Genomic DNA, 15,099 nt, shown 5'->3' on the forward strand with positions numbered 1-15,099 from the left:
CCCCCGCACGCACGAAGTGCGTCGGGGCCCGTTCCGCGTTTCAGGCGTCGGTGGAGGTGTAGTCGCGCGGAACGGTCGGCGACACGCGCAGCGCGATCTCCTCGCCGATCGTGTCGATCAGTTCGGCCAGATCGGTCGCCGTGTGCAGAGCCGCGGGACCGAACAGGGCGATCTCGTCGCCGGGCTGAGCGCCCCACGGGGCGAGCACCGTCTCGGTCGCCGCGATCGCCTCGACCCGTCGCGGCCCCCCGGGGGTGACAACGTCGAATCGCCCGCCCAGGGCGCTGGGCAACCCGTGCAGACTTCCGAGGTCGAGGTGCACGCCCGCGGCATCCACCGCCGTCACCGTGGCCGACAGCGTCGCGATCGGCTCGATGCCGAGCTCCCGCTCCCCCGGGCCGCCGGCGGGACGGATGCCGTACGAGAACGCCCCGACCCGCACGATGTCTTCGCGGAACTCGTCGCGCGCGAACCCTGCCGCACTGGCGGCCAAGTGCGAGAAACGCGGGTCGAGCCCCGCGGCGCGCGCCGTCTCGCGCGCGGCCAGGAACACCGCTCGGGCGTCGTCGTCGTCGGCATCCGAGGCCTCGGAGATGTGCGACCAGATCCCCTCGAAGGCCACCCGGCCCGCGGTGACGAGCTCCGAGGTCTGCGCGAGAGCGGCCTCCCATCGTTCGGGACGGATGCCGTTGCGGTGAAGGCCCGTGTCGATCTTGAGGTGCACGCGCGCGGGCCGGTGGGCCTCGAGCCGGGACAGGTCGTCGAGGAGCGCTTCGTCGCCGATGCCCAGGTCGAGGTCGGCCGCGATGCCCGCGGCCAGATCGTCGGATCCGCCGATCAGCCACACGAAGATGCGCACGTCGGGACCGGCGATGCGGCGAACGGCCGCCCCGGTGACGACGTCGAAAGCGCCGATCCAACGGATGCCCTCCGCGACGGCCCGCGTCACGATCGGCTCCAGACCGTGGGCGTAGGCGTCGTCCTTGACGACGAGCATGTGCGCCGCGGGGGCCACGGCCTCTCGCACGCGACGGAGGTTGCGAGCGAAGGCGTCGAGGTCGACGCGGTAAACGGCGCTCACGCGGTCACCCGCCGATCGGCGCGGACGCCCACGACGGCGACGATCTCGGCGGCACCGAGCCCCGTGGCATCCGTCCACTCCTCGAGCGAGGGGTGCCCCTCTGCGGGGTCGCCGAAGTAGACGACCTCCGCTCCGCGCGGCACAGCGGCGTGCTCGACGTCCACGACGCAGACGTCCATGGCCACGCGCCCGACGATGCGGTGCCGGCGCCCATCGATCGCGACCGTGGCGGCGTTCCCGAGCGAGCGCACCACGCCCTGCGCGTAGCCGCCGGTGACGAGGGCCACGGTGGTGTCGTGAGGAGCGCGGTGCGTGTAGCCGTACGAGACGCCCTCGCCGCGCAGGAGCGGCTTGATTCCCAGAGCGCGTCCGCGCAGCGACATCACGGGCTGTGCGTGCGAGCCGGGCAGGCCGAACAGGACCGCTGCGTCGAGGGGCGCGGCATCCATCCCGAGATCCGAGAGCACGGATGCCACCCACTCGGCGCCGTGCCCCCACGCGTCGGCGGCGAGAACGTCGTCGGCGCCACTCGCGGTGCCGGCGGCGAGGGCGAGGGGCGCGTTGCGACGCAGGGCCGATTCGGAGACGAGGGCCACCGGGGCCACTCCGCCGGCCGCGGGCAAGCGGGCAGGGAGCGTGGAGGTCACCCCTTTAGACTAACGGGGTCCTTCGTCCCCGACCTCGGAGCCTCATGCCTCAACAGGGTTTCTCCCCCGTCACACGCCTGCGTTACCTCGCCGGGCGGGCCCGCCGCATCGACGTCGGATCCGTCGTCGAACGAGCCAAAGAGGCCTCCGCGCAGCACGGCAAGGCCCTGCCACTCGTCGTCGCGGACATGCTCTTCCAGGCCGGTGTCAAGAACGTCGGCTTCCAGGACTACATCGACTACGACTTCGCGATCCTCACCCCCGCCGAGCGCGCGACGTACATGACGCACCCGGTCTCGAACCAGATCTCGCAGAAGTACGACCACCCCGACTACCGCGGCCTGTTCCAGGACAAGGTCGAGTTCGACAAGACCTTCAGCGAGTTCCTCCGTCGTGACTGGATGGTGGTGGATGCCGGCAACGCCGACGAACTGCGCGCCTTCACCGAGCGCCTTGGAACCATCGTCACCAAGGAGCCGGTCGGTCAGGCCGGCACCGGCGTGCACCGGTATCACGCGGCCGAGGTCGACGACTGGAGCGCCTTCCACCGCGGACTGCTCGAGCGCGGGGAGATCCTCGTCGAAGAGGTCATCCGCCAGCACGACGACCTCGCGGCCGTCTGCCCCGGCACCGTCAACACCACGCGCGTCACCGCGTTCTTCGACGGACAGAAGACCCACATCCTCGCAATGGCGCAGAAGTTCGGCCGCGGCGCGGTGAGCGACCAGATGACCTTCGGCGGCTTCTACACGATGCTCGACGAGAACGGCCATGCGCTCGGCGCCGGCTACGACTCGCACGGTCACGTGCACGAGCTGCACCCCGACTCGGGCGTGCGCATCGCCGACTTCCAGCTGCCGATGATCGACGAGGTGAAGGCGTTCGTCGACCAGGTCGCCCGCGTCGTCCCCCAGGTGCAGTACGTCGGTTGGGACATCGTCGTCGGCCCCGACGGCCCCGTACTCGTCGAGGGCAACTGGGGCGCCGGTGTCTACGAGAACAAGCCGAGCGTGACCGGAATCCGCACCGGGCACAAGCCGCGCTACCAGGCCGCCATCGGGTTCTGATCCCAGATGCCGAGAGGCCCGTCCCCCGCGTGGGGGCGGGCCTCTGCTGTATTCCGTCGGCGCGAAAGATGCTCACTCCCTCGGTCCCCCGCCCGGTGGCGCGCGGCGTGAACACCTACCGGGGCCGCGTGGTGAGTACGCCCCACACGCCGCAGCCGCGCGTGAGTGTCGCGAGCCGTTCGTTTGCCGCAAAGGGCCGCCGGAAGTGGCCGGTGGCGTGCATTTGCGGCACATGAAAGTCGTGCGCTGCGTGAGCGCCGCGGGCCGTTCGTTTGCCGTAAATGGGCGCCTGGAGTGGCCGGTGGCGTGCATCTGCGGCACATGAGCGCCGTGCGTGGGCGCCTCGAGCCGCTCGTTTGCCGCAAGTGGGCGCCCGGCGGGGCCGTCGCCGCGCAACCGGGGCGAGACATCTGGGTGACGGGCGCGGGCGGTTGGGAGGCGGCATCCGGGAACGCGAGAGGCCCGCCCCGAGAACGGGACGGGCCTCTCGACGAGGTGTCTCAGGTGTGGCGCACGATGCCGAGCGGCGTCGACTCGTGGCCCTGACCGAGCGGGTTGTCCTTGAGGATCGCGACGAGGCGCTTCTCGCCGGCCTTGTCCATCGTCGAGCCGAGGATGTTGCCACCCAGGTCGTTGATGTCGACCACGGCCACCTGCAGGTCGCCGCCGAGCAGCGACTTGAGGCGGGCGGCCACCTCGCGCGGACGCTCGGGTCCGAGCACGACGGCCTGGTTGTACGGCGGGATCGTGCCCTTGGTGGGGCCGTCGATCGCGCGCGCCTTGTCGCCGGCGATGCGGTAGAAGTCGCCCTTGCGTCCGAACGCCTTGGTCACGGCCGAGACGGCCGCGGCGAACAGGATGCGGGGCGTTCCGCACTCGCGCAGCGCCATCTCCATCGTCTCGGGCATGCCGAGACCGATGCCGTAGGGCGTGCGGGTGACGTACTTCGACAGGAAGAGCGCGAGCTTGCGGGGCTTGATCGTGTCGAGCTTGAACGACCGGCCCTGCGTGATCGCGACGATCTTCTCAGTGACGAACAGCAGGTCGCCCGGCTGCACGGCATCCTTCGCGTACTCGAGGATGAACGCGTCGAGGTCGTCGCCCGGCATGACGACCCGCGTGCGGATCGGGATGCGGGCGTACGACGTGCCCTCGACGGTGACGGTGAGCGCCTTGCCGGCGTTGGCCTCGCCGCTCATTCGAGGTAGTCCCGGAGCGACTGCGAGCGGCTGGGGTGACGCAGCTTCGCCATGGTCTTCGACTCGATCTGGCGGATGCGCTCGCGCGTGACACCGAACGTGTCGCCGATCTGGTCGAGGGTCTTGGGCTGACCGTCGCCGAGGCCGAAGCGCATGCGGATCACGCCCGCCTCTCGCTCGCTGAGCGAGTCGAGGAGCGACTCCAGCTGACGCTGCAGCATGGTGAAGCCCACCGCGTCGGCGGGGACGACGGCCTCGGTGTCCTCGATGAGGTCACCGAACTCGCTGTCTCCGTCTTCACCGAGAGGCGTGTGCAGCGAGATCGGCTCGCGGCCGTACTTCTGCACCTCGATGACCTTCTCGGGGGTCATGTCGAGCTCGCGGCTGAGTTCCTCGGGCGTGGGTTCGCGACCGAGGTCCTGCAGCATCTGACGCTGGACGCGCGCGAGCTTGTTGATGACCTCGACCATGTGCACCGGGATGCGGATGGTGCGGGCCTGGTCGGCCATCGCGCGTGTGATGGCCTGACGGATCCACCAGGTGGCGTAGGTCGAGAACTTGAAGCCCTTGGTGTAGTCGAACTTCTCGACCGCACGGATCAGGCCCAGGTTGCCCTCCTGGATGAGGTCGAGGAACTGCATGCCGCGGCCGGTGTAGCGCTTGGCGAGCGAGACGACGAGGCGGAGGTTGGCGCCGAGCAGGTGGCTCTTGGCGCGCTGACCGTCACGGGCGACCCACTGCAGGTCGAGTCCGAGCTGGCTCGTCTTCTCGGCCGCCGACATGTTCGACAGCTTCTCTTCGGCGAACAGACCGGCCTCGATGCGCATCGCGAGCTCGACCTCTTCGGCCGCGTTCAGCAGCGGGACCTTGCCGATCTGCTTCAGGTAGTCCTTGACCGGGTCGGCGGTGGCGCCGGTGATCTGCGCCGAGTAGACGGGAACGTCGTCCTCGTCGCTCGACGAGATGACGATGGCGCCGGTGGGAAGTGCCTCGGCGGGCGCCGCCGGTGTCTCGTCGTCATCGTCGTCGTCGGTCTTCTTCGCGTCGGTCTTGGCCGCGTCGTCGGAGTCGTCGCTGTCGTCGGTCTCGTCGATCTCGACGTCGCCTTCTTCGACCTCGTCGTCCTCTTCGAGGTCGTCGTCCTTCTTGGCCTTGGCCTTCGCCTTGGCGGGGGTCGCCTTGGCCTTTGCCGGAGCCTTCTTCGCGGGGGCCTTCTTGGCGGTCGTCGTCTTCGACGCCGTCACGGTCTCCTCGGAGTTCTCGAGCTCGGTGTCCTTCGCACTCCGGGAGCGGGTCTTGGTTGTCGTGTCTGCCACGTTTCGCCTTTCACCGGGAACGTACGCTGCACGGCCACCGGTCGTTCTCGGACACTAGTAAGACCCTTGTCAAGTCCCGAACCGAGGAGCGGGGGCTCCTGGTCCGGTTGACAACGGGTCAGGTTCTTCATTGTCTCACATTCCCGGACCGGGACTTGACGTGGACCGGGGATCTATGCGTAGACAACGCTCGCGCCCGATGGGACATTCCCGGGATGCCGACTCCTCGGCATCCCGTCGACGCGGATGTCGGATGCCGTCAGCCGAGCTTGCCGCGACGATCGTCGTCGCCGGGGCGCGAGGCGAGGAAGCGCTCGAGCTCGGCGGCGAGCTCGTCGGCACTCGGCAGATCGCCCGTGTGGATGATCGGCGTGGCTTGGGTCGAACCCGCCATGTATGCGTCGTAACGCTCCTCGAGGTTCTCGAGCATGCGGGTCAGCTCGTCGCTGCCTTCGACCTGCTCGGTGACCTTCTCGAGGAACTCGCGGTTCTCTTCGCGCAGCACTTCTCCCGAGAACACCAGACCGGTCGCGACGGTCAAGCTGTCGAGAGCGGCGAGGGCTGCGGCGGGGTACTCCGTGTCGCCCAGGTAATGGGGAACGAGCAGGGCGAAGCCCGCCACCTTGGCGCCGGCTTCGGCGAAGCGGTACTCGAGAAGGTGGCCCGCCGTGGAGGGCACCTGGGTGTGAGGGCGCCAGACGGAGTGGGCCTCGGCGAGGTCGGGGCGCGTTCCGCTGACGGTGGTGCCGATGGGGCGCGTGTGCGGGACCGGCATGGGGATCGCGTGCACCCACGAGATCGACGAGACCTGCAGTCCCGCCGACAGCTCGAGGACGGTCTCGGCGAAGGCCTCCCAGAGGAAGTCGGGCTCGTATCCCGCGAGGAGCAGGAAGGGCTGCCCGAGGGAGTCGTGTGCGAGCGACAGCTCGAGGCGCGCGGGTCGGTAGTCCGTGAGGTGGTCCTCGACGAACGTGATCGCGGGTCGGCGCGCGCGGTAATCCAGCAGCGCGTCGTTGTCGAAGACGAAGAGGGCGTTGGGCTGCACGTCGTTTCGGAAGTACTCGACGAGACGGGTCACCGCGCCACCGGCATCGGTGAAGCCGGTGAGGGCGATCACGAGCGGCAGGCCCGACGGCACGGGGGGCGCCGCAGGGGCGCGGTCGTACAGCGGGGCGGAGGAACGCATACCTCCACTCTACGAGCGTGCCGGTTGCGTCGGCCGCGGTGCGTCCCGCTCCTAGCGAACACGCTCGAACCTAGGATGGATGCCATGCCGTTTCCCTCCGTGGCGTATACCGACGCCCCCGTTCTCGAGTCCGACGCCGACGCGATCCTTCTGATCGTCCCCACTGTTTCGGAGGGGGCTCCGGATCCGGCCGGCTGGGAGGGACTGATGGCGTCGCTGTCCGCCGTCGGTTTCACCGGCGCGGCGGGCTCGTTCCAGCGGGTGCACGTCCCGGGCGTCTCCACCCCCGTGGCCGTGGCCGGTGCGGGCTCGAACCCGGCGGACGCGGCTCTGCGTGACGCCGCGGGCACGGGGCTCCGCCAGCTGACCGGCTTCGAGCACGTCGCCGTGCAGTCGCTCGTCGCCTCCCCGTGGCGTCCGATCGCCGAGGGTGCCGCTCTCGGCGGATACCGCTTCGCCGACTACAAGAAGAAGGCGGCGAAGGTGCGCGCGACCCGCGTGACGGTGGTCGCCGATGAGGCGCCCGCCGACAGCGACACCGCTGCGGTCGCGGCCGTCGCCGGTGCGGTCGCGCTGGTGAAGGACCTGGTGACGACCCCGGCCGAGTGGCTCGGGCCCGCCGACTTCGCCGACGCCGCTGTGAAGGCTGTCGAGGGCCTGCCCGTCGAGGTCGAGGTGCTCGACGAGAACGCCCTTCGCGAGGGCGGATACGGCGGCATCCTCGGAGTCGGGCAGGGATCCGACCGCCCGCCGCGCATGGTGCGCCTCGACTACGCGCCCGCCGACGCGGAGCGTCACGTCGCCCTCGTCGGCAAGGGCATCACGTTCGACACCGGTGGCCTCTCGCTCAAGCCGCCGGCATCCATGGTCGGTATGAAGTACGACATGTGCGGCGCCGCGACAGTGCTCGCCGTCCTCAAGGCCGCGGCCGAGATGCGTCTGCCCGTGCACGTGAGCGCCTGGCTCTGCATCGCGGACAACATGCCCTCGGGTCGCGCGACGCGCCCGGGCGACGTACTGCGCACCCTCGACGGCACGACCGTCGAGGTGCTGAACACCGATGCCGAAGGTCGCCTCGTGCTCGCCGACGGCCTCGCCGCGGCCAGCCGCGAGAACCCCGATCTCATCGTCGACGTGGCCACTCTGACGGGGGCGATCACCGTCGCGCTCGGCAACCGCCACACCGGTGTGATGGGAGACGACGAGGCGGTCGCGACGTACCTGGCCGCGTCTTCGCGGACGGCAGAGCTCGCCTGGCAGTTGCCGCTCCCGGACCACATGGTCGACGACCTCGACTCCCCCATCGCCGACCTGCAGAACGCCAAGATCGGCGATCCCGCGGGCGGCTCGCTGTTCGCCGGATTGTTCCTGCGCCACTTCGTGGGTCGTGTCTCGTCGGACGCCGATGCTCCGCGTATCCCCTGGGTGCACCTCGACATCGCCGGTGTGGGCATGAACAAGTCCGCGCCCTTCGGGTACACCGACAAGGGCGTGACGGGAGCGACGGTCCGCTCGCTCGTCGAGATGCTGGCCACGGACGGCGTACGGTGACCGAGTACTCCGCCGACGTCGTCGTGCTCGGCGGTGGAAGCGGTGGCTACGCCGCCGCCCTCCGCCTCGCCGAGCTGGGCAAAGACGTCGTGCTCGTCGAGAAGGACAAGCTCGGCGGCACCTGCCTGCACCGGGGGTGCATTCCGACCAAGGCGCTCCTCCACGCCGGCGAGGTCGCCGATGCCGCCCGTGGCGCGGCCGACATCGGCGTCGATGTGACCTTCTCGGGCATCGATCCGGCGCGCGTGCGGGCGTACCGCGAAGGCATCGTCGCGAAGAAGTTCAAGGGACTCGAGGGCCTGATCTCGGCTCGCGGCATCCGTGTCGTCCACGGCGAAGGGGTGCTCGCGGCGGGGCCGACGGTTCGCGTCGGCGACGACGTGTACCGCGGAACCGATGTCATCCTCGCCACCGGCTCGTACAGCCGGAGCCTGCCGGGCCTCGAGATCGGCGGGCGGGTGCTCACCAGCGAGCAGGCCCTCGACCTCGATGTGATCCCCGAGCGAGTGGTCGTCCTGGGCGGTGGCGTGATCGGTGTCGAGTTCGCGAGCGTGTGGCGTTCGTTCGGCGTCGACGTCACGATCGTCGAGGCACTCCCCCACCTGCTGCCGGCCGAGGACGTGGCGTCGAGCAAGGCGCTCGAGCGCGCGTTCCGAAAGCGCGGGATCTCGTTCCAGCTCGGGAAGAGGTTCGCCTCCCTCTCGCAGTCCGCGGACTCGGCGACCGTGACCCTGGACGACGGCTCCGAGCTCGTGGCCGATTACGTCCTGGTCGCTGTCGGCCGGGGCCCGGTGACCGCCGGACTCGGCTACGAAGAAGCCGGCGTCGTCCTCGACCGCGGCTTCGTCCAGACCGACGAGCGTCTGCGCACCGCCGCGGACCACGTGTGGGCGGTGGGCGACATCGTCCCCGGCCTGCAGCTCGCGCACCGCGGCTTCCAGCAGGGCATCTTCGTGGCGGAGGAAATAGCCGGGCTGGCGCCCGTGCTGGTCCCCGACGTCGACGTCCCCCGCGTCGCCTACTCGCACCCCGAGGTCGCGTCCGTCGGGCTCACCGAGGCGCAGGCGCAGGATCGTTACGGATCCGATGCCGTGAACGCGTACGAGTACAACCTGGCCGGAAACGGACGCAGCGAGATCATCGGCACCTCGGGCATCGTGAAGATCGTCCGACGTGTCGACGGCCCCGTCGTCGGCGCCCACCTCGTGGGCGATCGCGTCGGTGAACTGATCTCGGAGGCGCAGCTCGCCGTGGGGTGGGAAGCCCACCCCGAAGACATTGCGCCGTTCGTCCACGCACACCCCACCCAGAGCGAGGCGCTCGGCGAAGCCTTCCTGGCTCTCGCCGGCAAGCCCCTGCACGCACTCTGACCGCAAACCGGTCACTAAGCTAGGTACCGCATCCGGTACGAAGGAGACATATCCATGAGCACTTCCGTCGTCCTCCCCGCTCTCGGCGAGAGCGTCACCGAGGGAACGGTCACCCGCTGGCTCAAGCAGGTCGGTGACACCGTCCAGGAGGACGAGGGTCTGCTGGAGATCTCGACCGACAAGGTCGACACCGAGATCCCCTCGCCCGTCTCGGGCGTGATCGAGGAGATCTTGGTCCAGGAAGACGAGACCGTCGAGGTCGGAGCGGTCCTCGCGAAGATCGGTGACGGCTCCGGCGCCGCCTCGTCCGACGACGCCCCGCAGGCCGCCCCGGCCGAGGAGCAGTCTGCTCCCGCCGAAGAGGCGGCCCCCGCCGAGGCCGCTCCCGAGCAGCCCGCCACCCAGCAGCCCGCTGCCGAGTCCGCGCCCGCCGCGAGTGGCGACTCCACCGAGGTGAAGCTCCCCGAGCTCGGCGAGAGTGTCACCGAGGGCACCGTCACCCGCTGGCTGAAGGCCGTCGGCGACGATGTCGCGGTCGACGAGCCGTTGCTCGAGATCTCGACCGACAAGGTCGACACCGAGATTCCCTCGCCGGTCGCCGGCACGCTGCAGGAGATCCTGGTTCAGGAAGACGAGACGGTCAACGTCGGTGCCGCCCTCGCGCGCATCGGCAGTGGTGCCGCCCCGGCCGCGCAGCCCGAGGCGCCCGCCGCCCCGGCCGCCGAAGAGAAGCCGGCCGAGCAACCCGCCCCCGCGGCGGAGGAGAAGCCGGCCGAGCAGCCCGCTCCCGCCGCCGAGCAGAAGCCGGCCGAGCAGCCCGCTCCCGCCGCGGCTCCGGCCGCCTCGTCCAACGACGACGTGACCTACGTCACCCCGCTCGTGCGCCGCCTGGCGCAGCAGCAGGGCGTCGACCTGGCTTCGGTCAAGGGCAGCGGCGTCGGTGGACGCATCCGCAAGGAAGACGTGCTCAAGGCCGCCGAGGCAGCCAAGTCCGCTCCCGCCGCTGCGGCTCCCGCTGCCGCGTCGGCCCCGGCGGCCGCCCACGCGTCGGTCGAGGTCTCGCCCCTGCGCGGTACCACGCAGAAGATGTCGCGCCTGCGCAAGGTCATCGCCGAGCGCGCCGTCGCGTCGATGCAGGCCACGGCTCAGCTGACGACGGTGGTCGAGGTCGACGTGACCAAGCTCGCGGCTCTGCGTGACCGCATGAAGGGCGAGTTTCAGCAGAAGACGGGCGACAAGCTCTCGTTCCTGCCGTTCTTCGCCATCGCGGCCATCGAGGGTCTCAAGGCGTACCCGATCATCAACTCCACGGTCGAGGGTGACGAGATCGTCTACCCCGCTCACGAGAACGTGTCGATCGCCGTCGACACCGAGCGCGGTCTGCTCACCCCGGTCGTCAAGGACGCCGGCGACAAGAACATCGCGCAGCTGGCGCGCGAGATCGCCGATCTCGCCGCCCGCACGCGCGACAACAAGCTGAAGCCCGACGAGCTCGCCGGCGGCACGTTCACGCTGACCAACACCGGTTCGCGCGGCGCGCTCTTCGACACGCCCATCGTGTTCCTGCCGCAGTCGGCGATCCTCGGCCTCGGTGCCGTGGTGAAGAAGCCCGGTGTGGTCTCGGTCGACGGCAAGGACGCGATCTCGGTCCGCTCGTACGTCTACCTCGCGCTGTCGTACGACCACCGCATCATCGATGGAGCCGACGCCGCTCGCTTCCTCGGCACGGTCAAGGCTCGCCTCGAGGCGGCGCAGTTCGAGGGTGACCTCGGAATCTGATCCCACCGAGCACCGGCTCATGATGGCTGGTCCGCGACCGTTCTGACGGCGCGGACCAGCCATCGCTCGTTCTGGCGCACGAGGGTGACGTACTGCGTCGCTTCTGCCGCATCGACCCGCACGACGGTCACTCCCCCGAAGTCGTCGACGACGGTGATCTTTCCTGCCGCCGCCCCAGCCGCTACAGGTTCCCGTGGGAAGGCGGAGTTCTCTTCGTACCTGGACACGCAGGCCGCGTCGCCTCGGCATCCCTGCAGCTCCGTGAACAGTGTGCGGGCGATCTGTTCCACGTCGTCGGACAGCGGACGGCGCTCGTCCACCGGCAGCGGGTCCGACAGCCACGGCGTCGTCGAGGTCGGCGCGGGATCGACGACGGTTTGGCCGGTAGAAGGCTGCGGCGTTGCGCGGTCTCCGGGGATCAGGCAGAAGGCCAGCACGGCGATCACCCCGATGCTCGCGCTCAACGTGGACATGCGGAACACGCGAGACCGACGCCAGTGTCCGCGGACACGCTCGAGCGCTTGTCGGGTCGCGTCGGCGAGGTCGGCATCGACGAGGTCGAGCACCCGGATCGCCGGGCCGTCCTGCTCGCGCGTCGGCGGATCCGCGACGGGTTCCGCTGCCGGGAACAACGGGCCGAGCACGAGCGGAACGGGCGTCGCGTGCGCGAACAGACGCCTCTCGACCGCCTCCCAATCGCGTGGAGGGCGCGTCAACACGCTTTCTCGTGCGCGACCGACGATCTCGCGCGTGGGCGTGTCGTCGGCGATGTTAGCGAGGTGCGCAAGCGTCTCGGCGGTCGCTGCGATCGCGTCGGGTCCGTCCGGGTCGTCGATCGCCACGGGGCACCCGGTCGCGGTGAGCCACCAGGTCTTCCCGTCCGCCGCGGTGGTGGATGCGCGGCATCCGCGAAGGAGGCCGACGGCTGCCGTGACGGCCTCCCCCGGCGTCAGGGGAAGGGTGCTGCGCGCTCGACGTCTGAGGTACGCGTCGAGGGGTTCGGCGAGAACGGATGCCGTGGAGCTGCTCATTCCGCGATGGTGGCCGAACCCGCCGCCCCTCGAGGGCGCGTCGCCCCTGAAGTGGGGAGCGAACGAGGGATCCGCCGCCTGGGGAGGAAGGACTCGCGGCGAAGATAGAATCATTCTCATGGCCGCTCGCACCACCACGCCCGAGAAGCGTCCGGGCTTCTTCTCGCAGATCAAAACCCTGTACACCTTCACCCAGAAGGAGTACCGGTGGTTGCCGTTCCTGCTGGCCGGAATCGTGCTGGTGGGCATCGCCCTCGGTGTGCTCATCGGTTTCCTGATCCCGCCGCTGGCGGCCTGGAGCATCATCCTCTGGGGTGTCACGGGCCTGCTGGCCGGCATCCTGGCGTCGATGATCACGATGACGCGTCTGTCGACGACCGCGATGTACAAGAAGATCGACGGCATGCCCGGCGCCACCGGTCACGTGCTGTCGTCGTCGCTCGGGCGCAACTGGCAGGCCTCCGAGGCTCCGATCGGCGTCAACCCGCGCACGCAGGAGGCCGTCTACCGGGCCATCGGCCGCGGCGGTGTCGTCCTCATCGGCGAGGGTAACCGCAGCCGTCTGACGCGTCTCGTCGGCGAGGAGCGCTCCCGTGTGACGCGCGTCGCCGCCGGCGTGCCCGTCACCGTTCTCTACGTCGGACACGGCGACGACGAGGTGCCGATCGCCAAGCTCGCCTCGACGATCAAGGCGCTCCCGAAGAAGGTCGACCGCTCGACGATGGCCGCCGTCATCAAGCGCGTGTCCTCGGTGTCGCAGGGCCTGTCGTCGCTGCCGATCCCGAAGGGCGTCGACCCGACGAAGATGCGCTCCCCGCGTCCCCGCTGATCTCATGAGAAAGGCCCCCGCTCCGGCGGGGGCCTTTTCCATGGATCGGGGATTCAGGAACGCACGAGGACCGTTCCGACGACTTTGTCGTGCAGGCCGCGCTGGTCGGCGTCCCACACGACCGCGGGGATGATGAGGGCGAGGAGGACGGTTCTCACGATCGGGCGCCAGAGGCCCACCCAGCCCCCGGATGCCAGCTCCAGGCGCATCCCCAGGATCCGGTGTCCGGGGCTGCCGCCGAGGAGGGGGATGAAGAGGATCTGGACGGCGAAGAAGATCAGGTTCGTCGCGATCGGATTCGCGAACGGCACGCCCGTCACCGGGTCGGGTGCGGAGAAGAACGCGTAGCCGATGAGGCCGGCGCTCGCGACGTCGATGAGCAGGGCCGCGATGCGGCGTCCTGGGCGGGCGATGGAGCCGCGACCCTCGCGGGGAAGGCCGAGCCGCTGGCCCGGATACTCGTTCTCGGCGGGGACGCTCACGGCATCCAGCGTAATCGGCGCCGCGTAACATCCCCGAAACATGCGAGATATGACCGGGACACCGGTTCTGGGTAGGGTCGAGGAGGCTGGCCGAGGCCGGCATGATCCCGAATGTTCTACCTCTGGAGTCTTCATGTTCAAAGATTCGTCCGAGGTGCTCAAGTTCATCCAGGACGAGGACGTCAAGTTCCTCGACATCCGTTTCACGGATCTTCCTGGTGTGCAGCAGCACTTCAACATCCCCGCCTCGACCGTCGACGAGGAGTTCTTCACCGTCGGACAGCTGTTCGATGGCTCGTCGATCCGCGGGTTCGCGAACATTCACGAGTCGGACATGCAGCTGATCCCCGACGTGACCACCGCGTACGTCGATCAGTTCCGCGAGGCTAAGACCCTCGTCATGATCTTCGACATCTACAACCCGCGTAATGGTGAGATCTACGGCAAGGACCCGCGTCAGGTCGCCAAGAAGGCCGAGAAGTACCTCGCCTCCACCGGCATCGCCGACACCGCGTTCTTCGCCCCCGAGGCCGAGTTCTACATCTTCGATGACGTCCGCTACGAGGTGAAGCAGAACTCGAGCTTCTACTCGGTGGACTCCGAAGAGGGCGCCTGGAACACCGGACGCGAAGAGGAGGGCGGAAACCTCGCCAACAAGACCCCCTACAAGGGTGGATACTTCCCCGTCTCGCCGGTCGACAAGACGGCCGACCTGCGCGACGACATCACCCTCAAGCTGATCGAGGCGGGCTTTGCGCTCGAGCGTTCGCACCACGAGGTCGGCACCGGTGGTCAGCAGGAGATCAACTACCGCTTCGACACGATGCTGCACGCGGCCGACGACATCCTGAAGTTCAAGTACATCGTCAAGAACACCTGCGAGCAGTGGGGCAAGGTCGCGACCTTCATGCCCAAGCCGCTCTTCGGTGACAACGGCTCCGGCATGCACACGCACCAGTCGCTGTGGAACGACGGCAAGCCGCTGTTCTACGACGAGACCGGCTACGGCGGACTCTCCGACGTCGCCCGCTGGTACATCGGCGGTCTGCTGGCGCACGCCCCCGCGGTCCTCGCGTTCACCAACCCGACCCTCAACAGCTACCACCGCCTGGTGAAGGGCTTCGAGGCTCCGGTCAACCTGGTGTACTCGGCCGGTAACCGCTCCGCGGCCATCCGTATCCCGATCACGGGTACCAACCCCAAGGCAAAGCGCATCGAGTTCCGCGCTCCCGACGCCTCGGGCAACCCGTACCTCGCGTTCGCGGCTCAGCTCATGGCCGGTATCGACGGCATCAAGAACCGCATCGAGCCGCACGAGCCCGTCGACAAGGACCTCTACGAGCTCCCCGCCGAAGAGGCCAAGAACATCCCGCAGGTTCCGAACTCGCTGCTCGACTCGCTCGAGGCTCTGCGCGCCGACCACGAGTTCCTGCTCGCCGGCGGCGTGTTCACGCAGGAGCTCATCGACACCTGGATCGAGTACAAGATCGAGAACGAGATCCAGCCGATCGCCCAGCGCCCGCACCCCTTCGAGTACGAGCTGTACTTCGGGGTCTGATCG

At 69.1% G+C, this 15,099-nt stretch carries 13 protein-coding genes; 6 read left to right on the plus strand and 7 right to left on the minus strand.

The features are described 5' to 3' along the window. Nucleotides 1-40: 40 nt before the first annotated feature. Together BLS25_RS07480 and BLS25_RS07485 are read right to left on the minus strand one after the other, a co-directional pair. Nucleotides 41-1,081: an alanine racemase gene (locus BLS25_RS07480; RefSeq protein WP_074694964.1), complete on the minus strand. Its 1,041-nt coding sequence runs from the start codon at nucleotides 1,079-1,081 to the stop codon at nucleotides 41-43. Further along, the gene (locus BLS25_RS07485) at nucleotides 1,078-1,728 is read right to left on the minus strand and encodes an alanine racemase C-terminal domain-containing protein (protein WP_074694965.1); all 651 of its coding nucleotides are present in this window, start codon (nucleotides 1,726-1,728) and stop codon (nucleotides 1,078-1,080) included. Before BLS25_RS07485 ends, BLS25_RS07480 begins: the two co-directional genes overlap by 4 nt. A 44-nt stretch (nucleotides 1,729-1,772) precedes the next feature. Between BLS25_RS07485 and BLS25_RS07490 the strand changes: the two genes are divergently transcribed. Continuing rightward, complete coding sequence (locus BLS25_RS07490; RefSeq protein ID WP_074694966.1) at nucleotides 1,773-2,795, plus strand: sugar-transfer associated ATP-grasp domain-containing protein; 1,023 nt, start codon at nucleotides 1,773-1,775, stop codon at nucleotides 2,793-2,795. A gap of 500 nt (nucleotides 2,796-3,295) precedes the next feature. Here the strand turns inward: BLS25_RS07490 and BLS25_RS07495 are convergent, their stop codons facing one another. From BLS25_RS07495 to BLS25_RS07505, 3 genes are all read right to left on the minus strand, one after another. After that, nucleotides 3,296-3,994, minus strand: a complete 699-nt coding sequence (locus BLS25_RS07495; protein WP_056231515.1) for a coenzyme F420-0:L-glutamate ligase — start codon at nucleotides 3,992-3,994, stop codon at nucleotides 3,296-3,298. Continuing rightward, the gene (locus tag BLS25_RS07500) at nucleotides 3,991-5,310 is read right to left on the minus strand and encodes an RNA polymerase sigma factor (protein WP_074694967.1); all 1,320 of its coding nucleotides are present in this window, start codon (nucleotides 5,308-5,310) and stop codon (nucleotides 3,991-3,993) included. The genes BLS25_RS07495 and BLS25_RS07500 overlap by 4 nt, the downstream gene beginning before the upstream one ends. Before the next feature lie 259 nt (nucleotides 5,311-5,569). Beyond that, the gene (locus BLS25_RS07505; RefSeq protein WP_056231507.1) at nucleotides 5,570-6,496 is read right to left on the minus strand and encodes a proteasome assembly chaperone family protein; all 927 of its coding nucleotides are present in this window, start codon (nucleotides 6,494-6,496) and stop codon (nucleotides 5,570-5,572) included. Between the two features lie 84 nt (nucleotides 6,497-6,580). Between BLS25_RS07505 and BLS25_RS07510 the strand changes: the two genes are divergently transcribed. The 3 genes from BLS25_RS07510 to sucB are packed head-to-tail and all read left to right on the plus strand — an operon-like array spanning nucleotide 6,581 to nucleotide 11,196. Next, nucleotides 6,581-8,047 (plus strand): leucyl aminopeptidase, encoded by a 1,467-nt coding sequence (locus BLS25_RS07510; RefSeq protein WP_074694968.1) that lies wholly within the window; start codon nucleotides 6,581-6,583, stop codon nucleotides 8,045-8,047. Beyond that, entirely contained in the window at nucleotides 8,044-9,417 is a 1,374-nt protein-coding gene (lpdA, locus tag BLS25_RS07515) for a dihydrolipoyl dehydrogenase (RefSeq protein WP_074694969.1), read from the plus strand. The genes BLS25_RS07510 and lpdA overlap by 4 nt, the downstream gene beginning before the upstream one ends. Before the next feature lie 54 nt (nucleotides 9,418-9,471). After that, nucleotides 9,472-11,196, plus strand: coding sequence for a 2-oxoglutarate dehydrogenase, E2 component, dihydrolipoamide succinyltransferase (gene sucB / locus BLS25_RS07520; RefSeq protein WP_074694970.1), 1,725 nt, complete (start codon nucleotides 9,472-9,474; stop codon nucleotides 11,194-11,196). A gap of 17 nt (nucleotides 11,197-11,213) precedes the next feature. On the opposite strand, the gene BLS25_RS07525 is transcribed toward sucB, so the two are convergent. Further along, on the minus strand, nucleotides 11,214-12,227 hold the full coding sequence (locus BLS25_RS07525) for a hypothetical protein (RefSeq protein ID WP_074694971.1): 1,014 nt from the start codon (nucleotides 12,225-12,227) through the stop codon (nucleotides 11,214-11,216). 118 nt (nucleotides 12,228-12,345) lie between these two features. Between BLS25_RS07525 and BLS25_RS07530 the strand changes: the two genes are divergently transcribed. Continuing rightward, the gene (locus tag BLS25_RS07530) at nucleotides 12,346-13,056 is read left to right on the plus strand and encodes a DUF4191 domain-containing protein (protein WP_056231496.1); all 711 of its coding nucleotides are present in this window, start codon (nucleotides 12,346-12,348) and stop codon (nucleotides 13,054-13,056) included. Between the two features lie 53 nt (nucleotides 13,057-13,109). Here the strand turns inward: BLS25_RS07530 and BLS25_RS07535 are convergent, their stop codons facing one another. Further along, a complete protein-coding gene (locus BLS25_RS07535) occupies nucleotides 13,110-13,538 on the minus strand; it encodes an RDD family protein (RefSeq protein ID WP_256335554.1) in 429 nt (142 codons plus the stop codon). A gap of 133 nt (nucleotides 13,539-13,671) precedes the next feature. Here BLS25_RS07535 and glnA point away from each other — a divergent pair, with 133 nt between their 5' ends. Further along, complete coding sequence (gene glnA / locus BLS25_RS07540; RefSeq protein WP_056231492.1) at nucleotides 13,672-15,096, plus strand: type I glutamate--ammonia ligase; 1,425 nt, start codon at nucleotides 13,672-13,674, stop codon at nucleotides 15,094-15,096. The last annotated feature ends 3 nt before the right edge of the window (nucleotides 15,097-15,099 follow it).

Source organism: Microbacterium testaceum StLB037, assembly GCF_900104345.1.
Taxonomy (GTDB): Bacteria; Actinomycetota; Actinomycetes; order Actinomycetales; family Microbacteriaceae; genus Microbacterium; species Microbacterium testaceum_A.

Bases quoted from the DNA above. Each gene is read 5' to 3' on its own strand.
- BLS25_RS07490 (WP_074694966.1), top strand. From the start codon at position 1,773: ATGCCTCAACAGGGTTTCTCCCCCGTCACACGCCTGCGTTACCTCGCC.
- BLS25_RS07495 (WP_056231515.1), bottom strand. From the start codon at position 3,994: ATGAGCGGCGAGGCCAACGCCGGCAAGGCGCTCACCGTCACCGTCGAG.
- BLS25_RS07505 (WP_056231507.1), bottom strand. From the start codon at position 6,496: ATGCGTTCCTCCGCCCCGCTGTACGACCGCGCCCCTGCGGCGCCCCCC.
- BLS25_RS07510 (WP_074694968.1), top strand. From the start codon at position 6,581: ATGCCGTTTCCCTCCGTGGCGTATACCGACGCCCCCGTTCTCGAGTCC.
- sucB (WP_074694970.1), top strand. From the start codon at position 9,472: ATGAGCACTTCCGTCGTCCTCCCCGCTCTCGGCGAGAGCGTCACCGAG.
- BLS25_RS07525 (WP_074694971.1), bottom strand. From the start codon at position 12,227: ATGAGCAGCTCCACGGCATCCGTTCTCGCCGAACCCCTCGACGCGTAC.
- BLS25_RS07530 (WP_056231496.1), top strand. From the start codon at position 12,346: ATGGCCGCTCGCACCACCACGCCCGAGAAGCGTCCGGGCTTCTTCTCG.
- glnA (WP_056231492.1), top strand. From the start codon at position 13,672: ATGTTCAAAGATTCGTCCGAGGTGCTCAAGTTCATCCAGGACGAGGAC.